Annotated in this window: 16 protein-coding genes; 10 read left to right on the forward strand and 6 right to left on the reverse strand. The window is 71.8% G+C overall.

The features are described 5' to 3' along the window. Positions 1–182: 182 nt before the first annotated feature. Genes KV205_RS27840 through KV205_RS27865 form a run of 6 tightly spaced genes read left to right on the forward strand, consistent with a single transcriptional unit; the run spans position 183 to position 4153 of the window. The gene (locus tag KV205_RS27840; protein WP_265867405.1) at positions 183–515 is read left to right on the forward strand and encodes a WXG100 family type VII secretion target; all 333 of its coding nucleotides are present in this window, start codon (positions 183–185) and stop codon (positions 513–515) included. Positions 516–537: 22 nt separating this feature from the next. After that, positions 538–843 carry a WXG100 family type VII secretion target gene (locus KV205_RS27845; protein ID WP_265867406.1) on the forward strand — a complete coding sequence of 102 codons (306 nt, stop codon included), beginning with the start codon at positions 538–540 and terminating at the stop codon, positions 841–843. Beyond that, entirely contained in the window at positions 843–2549 is a 1707-nt protein-coding gene (locus KV205_RS27850) for an RNase A-like domain-containing protein (protein ID WP_265867407.1), read from the forward strand. Before KV205_RS27845 ends, KV205_RS27850 begins: the two co-directional genes overlap by 1 nt. A gap of 11 nt (positions 2550–2560) precedes the next feature. Then, the gene (locus KV205_RS27855) at positions 2561–3139 is read left to right on the forward strand and encodes a hypothetical protein (RefSeq protein WP_265867408.1); all 579 of its coding nucleotides are present in this window, start codon (positions 2561–2563) and stop codon (positions 3137–3139) included. 27 nt (positions 3140–3166) lie between these two features. Further along, positions 3167–3466 carry an RNase A-like domain-containing protein gene (locus tag KV205_RS27860; RefSeq protein WP_265867409.1) on the forward strand — a complete coding sequence of 100 codons (300 nt, stop codon included), beginning with the start codon at positions 3167–3169 and terminating at the stop codon, positions 3464–3466. Positions 3467–3478: 12 nt separating this feature from the next. Further along, positions 3479–4153 (forward strand): contact-dependent growth inhibition system immunity protein, encoded by a 675-nt coding sequence (locus KV205_RS27865; RefSeq protein ID WP_265867410.1) that lies wholly within the window; start codon positions 3479–3481, stop codon positions 4151–4153. A gap of 36 nt (positions 4154–4189) precedes the next feature. Here KV205_RS27865 and KV205_RS27870 read toward each other — a convergent pair whose 3' ends face one another. Beyond that, positions 4190–4753: a GNAT family N-acetyltransferase gene (locus KV205_RS27870; RefSeq protein WP_265867411.1), complete on the reverse strand. Its 564-nt coding sequence runs from the start codon at positions 4751–4753 to the stop codon at positions 4190–4192. Between the two features lie 58 nt (positions 4754–4811). Further along, positions 4812–7172, reverse strand: a complete 2361-nt coding sequence (locus KV205_RS27875) for an excinuclease ABC subunit UvrA (RefSeq protein WP_265867412.1) — start codon at positions 7170–7172, stop codon at positions 4812–4814. 221 nt (positions 7173–7393) lie between these two features. Here KV205_RS27875 and KV205_RS27880 point away from each other — a divergent pair, with 221 nt between their 5' ends. Next, the gene (locus KV205_RS27880; protein WP_265867477.1) at positions 7394–7813 is read left to right on the forward strand and encodes a helix-turn-helix transcriptional regulator; all 420 of its coding nucleotides are present in this window, start codon (positions 7394–7396) and stop codon (positions 7811–7813) included. A 10-nt stretch (positions 7814–7823) separates the two neighbouring features. Continuing rightward, positions 7824–8243, forward strand: coding sequence for a VOC family protein (locus KV205_RS27885; RefSeq protein ID WP_265867413.1), 420 nt, complete (start codon positions 7824–7826; stop codon positions 8241–8243). 20 nt (positions 8244–8263) lie between these two features. On the opposite strand, the gene KV205_RS27890 is transcribed toward KV205_RS27885, so the two are convergent. The 3 genes from KV205_RS27890 to KV205_RS27900 form a co-directional block, all read right to left on the reverse strand. After that, positions 8264–8617 carry a hypothetical protein gene (locus tag KV205_RS27890; protein ID WP_265867414.1) on the reverse strand — a complete coding sequence of 118 codons (354 nt, stop codon included), beginning with the start codon at positions 8615–8617 and terminating at the stop codon, positions 8264–8266. A 26-nt stretch (positions 8618–8643) separates the two neighbouring features. Beyond that, positions 8644–8997: a hypothetical protein gene (locus tag KV205_RS27895; RefSeq protein WP_265867415.1), complete on the reverse strand. Its 354-nt coding sequence runs from the start codon at positions 8995–8997 to the stop codon at positions 8644–8646. Between the two features lie 101 nt (positions 8998–9098). Continuing rightward, positions 9099–9596 (reverse strand): HAD domain-containing protein, encoded by a 498-nt coding sequence (locus tag KV205_RS27900; protein WP_265867416.1) that lies wholly within the window; start codon positions 9594–9596, stop codon positions 9099–9101. 68 nt (positions 9597–9664) lie between these two features. Here KV205_RS27900 and KV205_RS27905 point away from each other — a divergent pair, with 68 nt between their 5' ends. Together KV205_RS27905 and KV205_RS27910 are read left to right on the forward strand one after the other, a co-directional pair. Next, positions 9665–10150, forward strand: a complete 486-nt coding sequence (locus KV205_RS27905; RefSeq protein ID WP_265867417.1) for a MarR family winged helix-turn-helix transcriptional regulator — start codon at positions 9665–9667, stop codon at positions 10148–10150. 97 nt (positions 10151–10247) lie between these two features. Further along, positions 10248–11675, forward strand: a complete 1428-nt coding sequence (locus tag KV205_RS27910; RefSeq protein ID WP_265867419.1) for an MFS transporter — start codon at positions 10248–10250, stop codon at positions 11673–11675. On the opposite strand, the gene KV205_RS27915 is transcribed toward KV205_RS27910, so the two are convergent. Next, a complete protein-coding gene (locus tag KV205_RS27915) occupies positions 11665–13731 on the reverse strand; it encodes an AAA family ATPase (RefSeq protein WP_265867420.1) in 2067 nt (688 codons plus the stop codon). The genes KV205_RS27910 and KV205_RS27915 overlap by 11 nt on opposite strands. Positions 13732–13773 lie beyond the last annotated feature (42 nt).

The following is a 13773-nucleotide window of genomic DNA, read 5'->3' on the forward strand; positions in this document are numbered from 1 at the left end:
CACCATCCGCGTTTGCTAACGTCTGCAGAGTGATCAGCCACTGACCACGCCGGGGGAGAGACACCGTGAACGCTGCACCTCATGCGGCGAGTTCGGCCGCCACAGCCGGTACACCAGGTTCCGCGGCAGACCTTGCATTTACCGAGAGCAAACTCAAAACACTCGCCGGGGACCTCGACACGATGCAGGAGGTGCTGAAGAAGCAGCTCCTGCGCATGGACGAGATCGTCGACCGCATCGAGTACCGCTGGCGCGGACCGGCCTCGGAGGTCTACCGGACCAGGCACCGCGCGGCGGCCGAGGACGCCGTCCGCATCCGGGAGACGATGAAGATCCTGGCCAAGGCGATCCGCCTGAGCAAGGACGGGTTCTCGGCACAGGACCTGGAAGTCCTGGAGGAGTTCCGGCGCGTCCGGTCCCACACCGACATCCAGGCGGAGACCGACACCCTGTCCACGCCGAACACCGAACCCGCGGCGCCGTCCGCACCGCGCAGCCGCATCGCCGACCTGTGACGACAACGAACGAGGGGGATTCATGCCGTCGAGCGACGACCACATATCCGTCGACTTCGCCACCCTGCAGGGCATGGCCGGGGACCTGGAAGAGATCCTCAAGACACTCAACGAACAGCTCGACCTGCTCTACCGACGCGTCGAGAAGGTCGTCCTGACCTGGGACGGCGAGGCCCGCCAGACGTTCGTCGACCAGCTGGACAAGTGGGACCGGTCCGCGCAGGACCTCCAGGCCGCCCAGGCGTGGCTGCACGACATCGTGGTGAACGGGCACCTGGCCTACGCCGCGGCCCACCGCGCCGTACTGCGCGGCTGGGGGGCGGCCTGATGGCCGGGTCGGCACCGCCCTCCCCAGCGGCGAACGGCGGTTTCGACGTCCAGCCGGTGCACGTCCACCATGCGGCGGACCTGGTGAAGGAGGCCCAGTTCGCCCATGCCGAACGGGCGTTCGTCCTGGTCGACGTCCTGAACGAGTACAACCAGTCCGCCGGCACCGGCTGGGGCGCGGACGCGTTCGCGGTCAAGTACGCGGAGGTGGTCGAGAAGTTCCTCGACGCGTGGGGCCGCAGCGTGGTCAGCGTGGGCGGTGCCTCCATCGGCCTGAACCACACCGCCAACCACTATGTGCTGGCCGAATGGGAGGCGTCCGGCCGCAAGGGGGCGATGCCGCACCAGCAGCCGGAGCCGGTGGTCATCAACAAGCCTCCGCGCTACGGACCGGTCAACCCCATCGAATGGACGGGCACCGGCGAGGACGTCGACTCCTGGTGGATCACCGGCGCGATCGGCGAGTTCCCCGACTTCCTCGCCGACGTCATCCGGCCCGCCATCGAGCACGGCCTCCGCCTGGGCAAGGTCCACGAGATCACCCCGGGCATCAAGGAGGACGAGACCCGGGCCATGGCCAAAGCCTGGCGAAAGCTCGGCTCCGAGGCCGTGAAGGCATCGGACGAGCTCAACACCGCCATCGCCACCATCACCAACCCAAGGGACAAGGGCGAGTGGCAGGCAGCCATGCGGACCTTCGGCCAGAGCATCTGGGGCGCCACGGCGTGGGGCAGGCAGCTGGACACGGACGGCAACCGGGTCGAGAAGGACGGCCGCCAGTGGCGGCACAGCAAGGACGTCACCCCCGACCGCCGCCGCCCCATCATCGACGTGCTGAAGGAGACCGCGGACAAGATCGCGGACGTCCTGGATCACCTCTCCGACGTCGGCGAGAAGACCACCAAGTTCACCGAGCAGGCCGGCATCAAAGCGGCGAAGGCCACGGCCGAGGATCTCACCGACCTCAGCCTGTCGAACCTCACCAAGCTGGCGGTCGGCGCAATCATGGGCCGGATCGTGCTCACCTTCCGGAGCCATATGGACAAGCAGGGCGTGAACGCGGTCGTCGAGGCGTACCACAAGGAGTTCGTCGACGCCGCGAACACACTCAACGCCCTCGTCTGGGAGCTGGACTTCGCGGCCCAGAGCGCCCCGACCTACCAGGCGGAGATCGCCCGCGCCCAGGGCTTCGGCGCGCGCGCGCTCAACGAGTTCAAGAAGGAACACAGCTGGCAGATCGGCGGGGAGAGCCCCTCCCCGTACATGTACTCGCTGGACCTGGCGACGAACGAGGGCCTGAACGGCGCCCACACGCTGGACAAGCACGTCGGCAAGACCGACGAACAGCTCCTTCAACGGATCAAGGACGAGCAGCGCGCGAACGGCAAGTTCGACATCCGGACGTCCTCGTCCTTCTCGGACATCAATTCGGCCCAGAAGTACACCCAGTACTGCATTCGCCAGAACACCCCGGAGATTCAGGACTGGCTGAAGAATCCTCCGCCCAGTCCGCCGACGAAGCCTTTCAGCGTGCCGTCGGTGCCGAACGAGGGGCCGCTCGGCACACCCGCCGTGACCGGCCGGACCGTGAAGGTGGAGAACGAACAGATCACGCCTCCTGAGGACGCGCACGGTGTAGTCGTCAAGCTGAAGTACGACGCAAACCTGACCCCGCCGTTCGTCGTCTTCACATCGGCGCCCGAATAATGGAGAGAGTGATGGAAGAGGGTCGGCAGGACGCTCAGACCTGGTCGGACGCGCTGAAGCTGTACGAGTGGCTGTGCACATTCGTGGCCGTCGCGCAGCGCGAGCACGAGGACTGGTGGCTCGACGTCGGGGCGATCATGCGCCTCGAAACCCGGGACCCCCGGGGCTGGGAGTCCATCGACCCCTACGAGGGCGAGGAGGAACGCCGGGAAGACCCGCTGTTCCCGTGGCTGGAGACACCCTCCACACCCGCCGATGCGGAACGCTACCGGCCAAGGGTGAGCGAGCTCCCCCGATCCTCGGTCAGGTCGCTGATCGTCCTGCTGGGAGTGCTCGGCCTGGACGTCTCCAAGACTGGGCGCTGGGAGGAACGCAGACCGGACATGGAGCGTTGGGCCGACGTGATCCTGTCGCGCTTCCCGGAGAGCACGCGCTTCTATTCCAACGTCGGATGGAAGGGTGACCATCCTGACTTCTACGAGCAGGGCGTCTGGGGTGGATGGGACCCCTTCAGTCATTACGACTGCGATGCCGGACTGATCGCTGTGAACGACGACGAAGTCGCCGTGTTCTGGAACTTCCTCAACTGATCCGACCCGCCGACCGAGGAACACCCCATGCTCACCAGATCCGCCACCTACCCCGACCGGGAAACCGCCCAGTGGGCCGCCCAGCAGGTCGTCACCCGCAACGAGCAGGCCATCCACCGGTGGCTCGCCCAGGGCACCCGGCCCCGGCTGACCGTCGAGGCCTCCTGGCCGTCCCGTGAGGAGCCGGTCGGGCGCGTGCTCATCCAGGCCATGGCGCTCGCCGGGCGCGGCGCCGTGGACGTGCGGGCCGCGCGGGTGGTGCTGCGGCGCGACCCGGCCAGTCCGCTCGGATTCATCGTGCACAGCACCTTCCCGATCTACGTGTGAAGGGACCGGCACATGTCCATGAAGCCCCTGGAGTTCGACCGGCGGTACGGCGAACTCGACCAGGTCGTCAGCGCCTACGTCGGCCGGCCCGCCGACGACACGCCCGAGGCGCCCGGCGCCGCACTGACCTCCTACCTCCGCCACACCTGGCACACCCGCCCCTGGGCCCTGGCTGCCGCCGAGCAGCAGCTCCGCAGCTACGCCCAGAACCCGCCCGGCCGGCTCCGGCTGCGGCTCGGTGAGTTCTACCCGGTGCCGGACGTCGGACTGCCCGAGTCCGGGATCCAGGACTGGCTGGTCCTGCTCGCCGATCACATCGGACGGAGCATCGAGGAGGGGCGGGTCCCGCCGCCCGCCGCCCTGCCGGAGACGCACTGGGAGTGGCACGCCCGCTTCCCCGAGCTCGGCCAGTTCCTCGGCGGCTGGTTCTCGCAGGACATGCCGGACGAGTTCGAGGACCACGACGCGGCCGTCCGCGACTACGCCGCGACGGCCCACCCGACACTGGTCGCCCGGCTCGTCGGCGAACTGCGCGAGCTGCTCGCCCTCAGGCTCGACGAGGTCGACTACGCGCTCGGCGTGGCCGAGCTCGGCATGGAGGTCGACCCGCCCGCCCCGTACACGGCGAGCGCGTGGCTGCTCACCGTCGCCGAGCAACTGGCCGGGCCCCGCGCCGAGTACGCGTAGGCCCCGGGTCGGCCCTGCCCGTGCGGGGCGCCCGGGTCAGTGCGGGCCGGCCTGCGGTGTGACGTCCGCGCGCAGGAGGCCGTACACGTACATGTCGCGGCGCTCGACGCCCACCTGCTGCCAGCCGCGCAGGAGGCCCTCGCGGTGGAAGCCGGCGTGTTCGGCGGTGCGGAGGGAGGGGGTGTTCCAGGGTTCGACGTGGAGTTCGAGGCGGGGGATGCGGAGGGTGTGGAGGGCCCAGGTGGTGACCGTGGTGAGGGCGGAGGCGGCGGCGCCGTGGCCGCGGGCGCGCGGGGTGAGCCAGTAGCCGAGGGAGGCGCGGCCCTGGGAGAGGTCCTTCAGCCAGAGGCCGATGGTGCCGACCGGGCGGGCGTCGGGGGTCTCGATCACGAAGGGGTAGCCCGCGCCGCTGCTCGCCCGCTCCCACTGGCGGCGGACGAAGGCCTCGCCCTCCGCCTCCGTGTAGGGGGCGGGGACCGTCGTGATCAGCGGGATGTACGGGTCCGCCGAGGCCTCACGGACCAGCGGGAGGTCCGTGAGGCGCCAGGGGCGGAGGGTGAGGCCGGACGGGGTCGGGAGGACGGGGACGTCGAGGGGCATCCACCGATCCTGCCCGACCCCCGCGCCGTCCCGGCCGGGGACGGGCTGGGGACGGGCCTCACGCGCCCACGTAGTCCGCCAGGTGCCGGCCCGTGAGGGTGGAACGGGCGGCGACCAGGTCGGCGGGTGTGCCCTCGAAGACGATGCGGCCGCCGTCGTGGCCGGCGCCCGGGCCGAGGTCGATGATCCAGTCGGCGTGGGCCATGACCGCCTGATGGTGTTCGACGACGATGACGGACTTGCCGGAGTCGACGAGGCGGTCGAGCAGGCCGAGGAGCTGTTCGACGTCGGCGAGGTGGAGGCCGGCGGTGGGCTCGTCGAGGACGTACACCCCGCCCTTGTCGCCCATGTGCGTGGCCAGCTTCAGACGCTGCCGCTCGCCGCCCGAGAGCGTGGTCAGCGGCTGCCCCACCGTCAGATAGCCGAGGCCGACGTCCACAAGACGCTCCAGGACGCGGTGCGCCGCCGGAGTGCGGGCCTCGCCCGCGCCGAAGAACTCCTCCGCCTCCGCCACCGACATCTCCAGGACCTCGGCGATGTTCCGCCCGCCGAAGCGGTATTCGAGCACCGAGGCCTGGAACCGCTTCCCCTCGCACTCCTCGCAGACGGTCGCGACCCCGGCCATCATCGCCAGGTCGGTGTAGATCACCCCGGCGCCGTTGCAGGTGGGGCAGGCACCCTCCGAGTTCGCGCTGAACAGCGCCGGCTTCACCCCGTTGGCCTTGGCGAAGGCCTTGCGGATCGGTTCGAGCATCCCGGTGTACGTGGCGGGGTTGCTGCGCCGCGAACCGCGGATGGCGCCCTGGTCGACCGAGATGACGCCCGCGCCCGCCGGGATCGACCCGTGCACCAGGGAGCTCTTGCCGGAGCCCGCGACACCGGTCACGACGGCCAGCACCCCGAGCGGCACGTCGACGTCGACGTCCTGGAGGTTGTTGGCGTGCGCGCCGCGGATCTCCAGGGTGCCGGTGGGCGTGCGCACCGCGTCCTTGATCTTGGCGCGGTCCCCGAAGTGCCGGCCGGTCACCGTGCCGCTCTTCCGCAGCCCCGTCACCGTGCCCTCGAAGCAGACGCTGCCGCCCGCCGACCCCGCGCCCGGGCCGAGGTCCACGACATGGTCGGCGACCGCGATCGTCTCCGGCTTGTGCTCCACCACCAGGACCGTGTTGCCCTTGTCGCGCAGCCGGAGCAGCAGGTCGTTCATGCGCTGGATGTCGTGCGGGTGCAGACCGGTGGTCGGCTCGTCGAAGACGTAGGTGACATCGGTGAGGGAGGAGCCGAGGTGCCGGATCATCTTGACCCGCTGCGCCTCGCCGCCGGAGAGCGTGCCGGAGGGCCGGTCGAGCGCCAGATAGCCGAGGCCGATCTCCACGAACGAGTCCAGGGTCTGCTGGAGCGTGGCGAGCAGCGGCGCCACGGAGGGCTCGTCGATCCCGCGCACCCACTCCGCGAGGTCGCTGATCTGCATCGCGCAGGCGTCGGCGATGCTCACCTTGCCGATCTTCGAGGAGCGAGCCCCCTCGTTGAGCCGGGTGCCCTCGCAGTCCGGGCAGGTGGTGAAGGTGACGGCGCGCTCCACGAAGGCGCGGACGTGCGGCTGGAGGGAGTCGACGTCCTTCGACAGCATCGACTTCTGCAGCTTGGGGATCAGGCCCTCGTAGGTGAGGTTGATGCCCTCGACCTTGATCTTGGTGGGCTCGCGGTGGAGCAGGTCGGCCAGCTCGCGCTTGGTGTAGCGGCGGATCGGCTTGTCCATGTCGAAGTAGCCGCTGCCGCTGAAGATCCGCCCGTACCAGCCGTCCATCGTGTAGCCGGGGATCGTCAGGGCGCCCTCGGCGAGCGACTTCGAGTCGTCGTACAGCGCGGTGAGGTCGATGTCGGAGACCGTGCCCCGGCCCTCGCAGCGCGCGCACATGCCGCCGGTGACGGTGAAGCTGCGCTTCTCCTTGACCGTCCGGCCGCCCTTCTCGACGGTCACCGCGCCGGCGCCGCTGATCGAGGCGATGTTGAAGGAGAAGGCCTTCGGGCCGCCGATGTGCGGCTCGCCGAGCCGGCTGAAGAGGATCCGCAGCATCGCGTTGGCATCGGTGGCGGTGCCGACGGTGGAGCGCGGGTCGCCGCCCATCCGCTGCTGGTCGACGGTGATCGCCGTGGTCAGACCGTCGAGGACGTCGACGTCGGGGCGGGCGAGGGAGGGCATGAAGCCCTGCACGAAGGCGCTGTACGTCTCGTTGATCAGCCGCTGCGACTCGGCGGCGATCGTGTCGAAGACCAGGGAGCTCTTGCCCGAGCCCGAGACGCCCGTGAACACCGTCAGGCGGCGCTTCGGGATCTCGATGCTGATGTCCTTCAGGTTGTTCTCGCGCGCGCCGTGCACGCGGATCAGGTCGTGGCTGTCGGCGGCGTGCGGCTTGGTCATCGTCTCTCCCTGCGGCCCCGTGTCATGTCCTGGAGCCAGGCTAGGCGCGGGCCCGCCGCCGTGCTTCTCGATTCCTGCCCACCTGTGGAAAACCCGATCGCGCCTGCTCGTCCCCCGGCGCCTGTGGACAACCGGGGGTGGGACGGGCGCCGCGTGCCATCCTTGGGGTTGTGGCGCCACCCACCCTCGACGACCTGGTCAGACTGCGGCGGGCCCGGGACATGATGGACCGCGACTACGCGGAGCCGCTGGACGTCCCGGCCCTGGCGCGGGCCGCCCTGATGTCGCCGGGACACTTCCAGCGCAGCTTCCGGGCCGCGTACGGGGAGACGCCGTACAGCTACCTCATGACCCGCCGGGTCGAGCGGGCGAAGGCGCTGCTGCGGCGCGGCGACCTGAGTGTGACGGAGGTCTGCTTCGCGGTGGGCTGTACGTCGCTGGGGTCGTTCAGCACGAGGTTCACGGAGCTGGTCGGGGAGAGCCCGAGCGCGTACCGGGGGCGGAACCACGACGCGGGGGAGCCGATCCCGGCGTGCGTGGCGAAGTTCCTGACCCGCCCGACCCGGGCCAGGCCTCCCGCCGCGGAGTCGGCGCCGGAACCGGTCAGGAACGGAGAAGCGGAAAGCCCGGCGCCCTCGTAGCGTCGACGGCATGAACAACACCATCAATCTCGCCCAGTGCTTCATCGCCGTCGACGACCACGACAAGGCGCTCGCCTTCTACCGCGACGCGCTCGGTCTGGAGGTCCGCAACGACGTCTCCTTCGAGGGCATGCGATGGGTGACCGTCGGCTCCCCCACCCAGCCGGACGTCGAGATCGTCCTGGAGCCGCCGCTCGCCGACCCGAACGCCCCCGCCGCCGACCGCCAGGCCGCGGCCGAACTCCTCGCCAAGGGCATGCTGCGCGGCGTCATCTTCCGCACCGACGACGTCGACTCCACCTTCGAACGCGTCCGCGCCGCGGGCGGCGAAGTCCTCCAGGAGCCCATGGACCAGCCCTACGGCGTCCGCGACTGCGCCTTCCGCGACCCGGCCGGCAACATGCTCCGCTTCAACCAGCCCCGCGCCTGAGGCGTGCCTGAGGCGTGCCTTCAGCCGGCTGAGACGGTGGCCCAGAGCGCGAGCCCGAGGAAGATCGGGAGGGCCACCGCCCCGGCGGCGAGGAAGCGGCCCGGCACGGTCAGCCGCCTCGCGGCGGGCGTGCAGGCCACGACCGCCGGCACCGCCACGGCGGGCAGCCCGGCCAGCGCGCCGCGCACCAGCAGCCCGTCGGTGGACTCGCCGCCGGCCAGCAGCAGGAGCGCCAGCAGGGCGAGCCAGTGCAGTACGAGCACGACGATCCCCCACACCACGCCCGCCGCGAGCGCGACGACCGTGCTCCCGCTCCGCGACCCCGGCGCCACCCGGCTCGGCCCGTACAACCGCGTGTACGTCTCGGCGTTCATCGGCGCGCTCCCGGTGTCCACGTGCCTCAGCCCACCCATGCGTTCGTCCACAGCAGGAGGCCACCGGCGATCGGGAGGGCCGTCGTGCCCGCGAGCAGGAAGCGCCCCGGCACGGAGAGGCGCCGCCGCACGGACGGGGCGAAGGCCAGCAGGGTGGGGATGAGGAACGGGGCCAGCGTGACCCCGGCCGCGTAGAGCAGCAGGCCGTCGTCGAAGTGTCCTGCGGCCGCGCCCCAGATCACCCCGATGAACACCAGCGACATCGGCGCGGCCAGCACCAGCAGCACCACCGCCCACACGACCCCCGCCGCGAGCGCGGCGGGGGTCTGCCGGCGTCGCGCCTCCGCCGCGGTCGCCTGCGCGTACGCCTCGCGATGCATGTTCAGCTCCTGGATGGTGCGGGTTGGTGGAGGCCTTCATCCTTGCCGCGCCGCCGCGCAGGCTCCTGAGCACCGGCGCTCATCTTCCGGTGCCCGCGTACTCACCCGAGTCGGGTCAGCCACTCGCGCACCGCGGTGTAGTCCGCGTCCGTGAGGCCCGTGTGCGGGTTGACGCGGTGGAGGAGGGTGGGGGCGGGGTGGTGGGTGCGGGTCCAGGTGCGGTCGGTGGGGGTGATCTCGTCGTCGAGCCAGACGTACGGGCGGCCGGCCGCCCATGCCGCGAGCGGGCGGGTCTTCCAGTGCAGCCCGCCCTCGGGCTCATCCTCGTCCTCGGGCTCGTCCTCGTCCGGCCAGTCGACGACCGGGAGGGGCGGCAGCCCGAGGCGCGGGGCCAGGACCTCGTTGGCCTCGGAGGTCCAGGTGGTCGCCCAGACCAGCTCGCCGCCGAGGGCCGCGAGCCGGGGGCCGTGGGACGGGTCCACGCGGTGGAGCAGGGGGTGGGCGTCCGGCGGGGGTTCCGGGGCGTAGGACGGGTGGGGGCCGGGGCCGCCGAAGGGGATCAGGGGGCCGTCCGCGTCGAGGAAGATCAGGGGGCGCATGGGGTCCAGCCTGGCAGCGGGTGGGTGGGGATCGTCCGCAACGGAACGGTTCGCCTTACCCTGGCCGCATGACTGCCATGGCGCCCACCCGGACCGAGCCCGATCTCTCCTACCTCCTCGATCACACCAGTCATGTGCTGCGGACGCAGATGGCCGCGCGGCTCGCCGAGATCGGGCTGACCGCGCGGATGCACTGCGTCCTCGTGCACGCGCTTGAGGAGGAGCGGACGCAGGCGCAGCTCGCCGAGCTCGGGGACATGGACAAGACGACGATGGTGGTCACCGTCGACGCGCTGGAGAAGGCGGGGCTCGCCGAGCGGCGGCCGTCCAGCAGTGATCGGCGGGCGCGGATCATCGCCGTGACCGAGGAGGGGGCGAAGGTCGCCGGGCGGAGTCAGAAGATCGTCGACGAGGTGCACCGGGGGGCGCTGGGCGCGCTGCCGGACGAGGAGCGCGCGGTGCTGCTCAGCGCGCTGAACCGGCTGGTCACCGGGCATCTCGAAACGCCTGCCGAGGCGCCGCGCACCGCCCGCCGGGCACGGCAGAAGGCCTGACCGACCGGAACCCCGACCATCGATCCGAGATAGATGGTCTGCAACAAAACTATCTGCTAGCGTCCTACCTGTCGCCTCACCCGACAGGAGAACCGCCATGCGCCCCTGGACCGCCCTCGGCGTCCTCGCCACCGCCCTCCTCATGACCGTGCTCGACGGCAGCATCGTCACCGTCGCCATGCCCGCCATCCAGGCCGACCTGGGCTTCACCCCGACCGGACTCAGCTGGGTCGTCAACGCCTACCTCATCGCCTTCGGCGCCCTGCTCCTGCTCGCCGGGCGCCTCGGCGATCTGCTCGGCCGGAAGCGGATGTTCCTCGCCGGGACCGGCGTCTTCACCGCCGCCTCGCTGCTCGCCGGCGTCGCCGCCTCCCCCGCCGTTCTGATCGCCGCCCGCTTCCTGCAGGGCGTCGGCAGCGCGATGGCCTCCGCCGTCAGCCTCGGCATCCTCGTCACGCTCTTCACCGAGCCCCGCGAACGCGCCAAGGCCATCGCCGTGTTCAGCTTCACCGGCGCCGCCGGCGCCTCCATCGGCCAGGTCGCGGGCGGACTGCTCACCGACGCCCTGTCCTGGAACTGGATCTTCTTCATCAACCTCCCCATCGGCGTCGCCGCCCTGCTCCTCGCCGTCCCCGCGCTCCCCGCCGACCGCCCAGCCGAAGCAGGGGGCCGCGCGGACGCGATCGGCGCCGTGCTGGTCACCTCCGGGCTCACCGCCGGCATCTACGCCGTCGTCACCATCGGGGAGTACGGGGCCGGTTCGGCCCGCACGCTCGGGCTCGGGGCGCTCGCGCTCGTCCTCCTCGCCGGGTTCCTGGTCCGTCAGGCGACCGCCGCGCAGCCCCTGATGCCGCTGCGGATCCTGCGCTCACGGGCCGTCGCCGGGGCCAATCTGGTGCAGATGCTGATGGTGGCCGCGCTGTTCTCCTTCCAGATCCTGGTCGCGCTCTACCTGCAGAAGGTGCTGGGGTACGGCGCCGCCGAGACGGGTCTGGCGATGCTGCCCGCCGCGGTCGTGATCGGCGTCGTCTCCCTCGGCCTCTCGGCCCGGCTGATCGGCCGCTTCGGCGAGCGGAACGTGCTGCTCACCGGCCTCGTCCTGCTCGTCGGCGTGCTCGCCCTGCTCGCCCGGGTGCCGGTCCGCGCCTCCTACGCCGTCGACCTGCTGCCGGTGATGCTGCTCGCCGCCGGGTTCGGGCTCGCACTGCCCGCGCTCACCGGGCTCGCCATGTCGGGCGCCCGGGAGGCGGACGCCGGCCTGGCCTCCGGTCTCTTCAACACCACCCAGCAGATCGGCATGGCCCTCGGCGTCGCCGTCCTGTCCACCCTGGCCGCCTCACGCACCGAGTCACTCGCCGCCGCCGGACGGCCCGCCGCCGAGGCCCTGACCGGCGGCTACCACCTCGCCTTCGCCGTCGGCGCCGGACTGCTCGTCGCCGCCTTCGCGGTCGCCTTCACCCTCCTCCGCAAGCCGAAGCGGGAGAAGCCTGTCGGCCGGCCCAGCCAGGTGAGCGTCACCGTATGAGCGCGGGCGGCAGCGCCTCCCCGTGGACCACGTCGAGCCGGGACACCGCGCGGGTCAGCACCACGTACAGCCGGTGCAGCCCGCGCGGCTCGGCGGCCACGATCGCGGCGGGCTCCACGACCACCACGTGGTCGTACTCCAGGCCCTTGGCGAGCGAGGCCGGGACGACTGAGACCCGGCCGGAGACCCGGTCCGAGAGGTCGAGCCGCTCCGCCAGCGCGGCCACCGCCCCGTCCGCCGCGATCACGCCCACCGAACCCTCCTCCGCCAGCGCCGCCCGTACCGCCTCCGCCACGCCCCCGGCCACGTCCGCGGTCTGACGTATGGCCACCGCCCCGCCCGCACGCAGTGAACGCCCGGCCGGCACCCCGGCGCCCAGCTCCGGCAGCAGCCGGTTGGCGAGCTCGACGACGGCGGCCGGGACCCGGTAGCCCGTGGTCAGCGGCACCAGTGCCGCGTCCGGTTTGCCGAGATGGGCCAGCTGCTCGGGCCAGTCCCGGGCCGCCCACGGGGTGGTGCCCTGCGCCAGGTCGCCGAGCACGGTCAGCGAACCGAAGTCCGCCCGGCGCGCGATGGCCCGGCACTCCATCGGCGACAGGTCCTGCGCCTCGTCGACGACGACATGCCCGTAGCTCTCGGGGCGCTCGATCAGCCCGGCGAGTTCGTCGAGGAGGACGAGATCGGCGGCGCTCCAGCGGGCGCTGCGGTACGAGCGCGGGGGCTTCACCCAGCGGATCGCCGCCCGCTCCTCGGACGAGAGCGAACCACGCGAACCGAGCGAACCGCCGTTCCACCGCTCGTCGTCCGGGTCGGTCAGGAAGGCGGCGAGCACCTCCTCCGGGGTGGTCCTGGGCCAGCAGGCCTCGACGGCCGCCGCCACCGGCCGGGCCCGCTCGATCCGCCGCACCCAGGCCCCGCCCTGCGGCCCGGCCCGCCGCTCGGCGCGCAGCTGGAGGGAGCGCACGATCCGGGCCCGCACCCGCTCCCGGCCGGTCGCGTAGGGCGGGGCCTCCTCCCGTACGTCCGCGACGATCCGGGCCAGTTCGGCGGCGGGCACCCGCCAGCGGTACGAGTCGTCCGGCACCGTCACGTCCCCGGCGGGCGCGGGGTCCACGCGCGCGTACAGCGCGCGGCGCAGCACCCCGGCCATCCGGGCGTCGTGCTTGACCCGGGCCGCGGCGGCGCCGTCCTCGGCGCGCACCTCGTGCCGGGCGATCTCCTCGCCGATCGTGGACTGGCGCACCCCGGTCTCGCCGAGCGCGGGCAGCACCTCGGAGATGTAGGAGAGGAAGGTGCGGTTGGGGCCGAGGACGAGGAGTCCGGAGCGCCGCAGGCGCTGCGGATGCGTGTAGAGGAGATACGCGGCACGGTGCAGGCCGACGGCGGTCTTGCCGGTGCCGGGGGCGCCCTGCACACAGATCGACGCGGCGGGCCCGGACCGCACGAGATCGTCCTGCTCGGGCTGGAGCGTCGCCGCGATGTCCCGCATCGGGCCCACGCGCGGGCGCTCGATCTCCCCGGCGAGGATCCCGCTCACCGCACTCGCCGCGCCCTCGCCGGTGCCACCAGGACCAGGGTCCTCAGCAGGACCAGGGCCCCCGGCCAGATGCTCGTCCTCCAGCGCCGTCAGGTCCTCCGACGCGCCCACACTGCCCGGTGCCCAGCCGAACCTCCGCCGCCTGACCACGCCCTGCGGATCCTGCGGTCCCGCCTGGTAGTACGCGCGGGAGACCGGCGCCCGCCAGTCGACGACGAGCGGCGGCGCGGCCGGATGCTCCGCGACCCGGCGCCGCCCGATGTGGTGCACCTGCCCGTCCTCGCGGTCGAGCCGGCCGAAGAACAACGGCCCCGGCGGCATCTCCCGGAAGACCTTGGCACGGCTGCGCAGGTGGTACACGAGGATCTCCGCGTCGGCCCCGGACGCGGCGGTGTCCTCACCTATGACCACCTGCTCCTCGACGTCCTCGGTCATCCGGACGAGGGCGGCGCGGCAGGCGTCGTGGTGGGCACGCTCCCGTTCGAGAGCCTGGTCGAGGTCGTGATGCAGGAGCTTCATGACACGACGATACCCGGAGAACGTTACTCAGTAACATTTTTT

It is taken from the genome of Streptomyces sp. SKN60, from assembly GCF_026236535.1.
GTDB lineage: Bacteria > Actinomycetota > Actinomycetes > Streptomycetales > Streptomycetaceae > Streptomyces.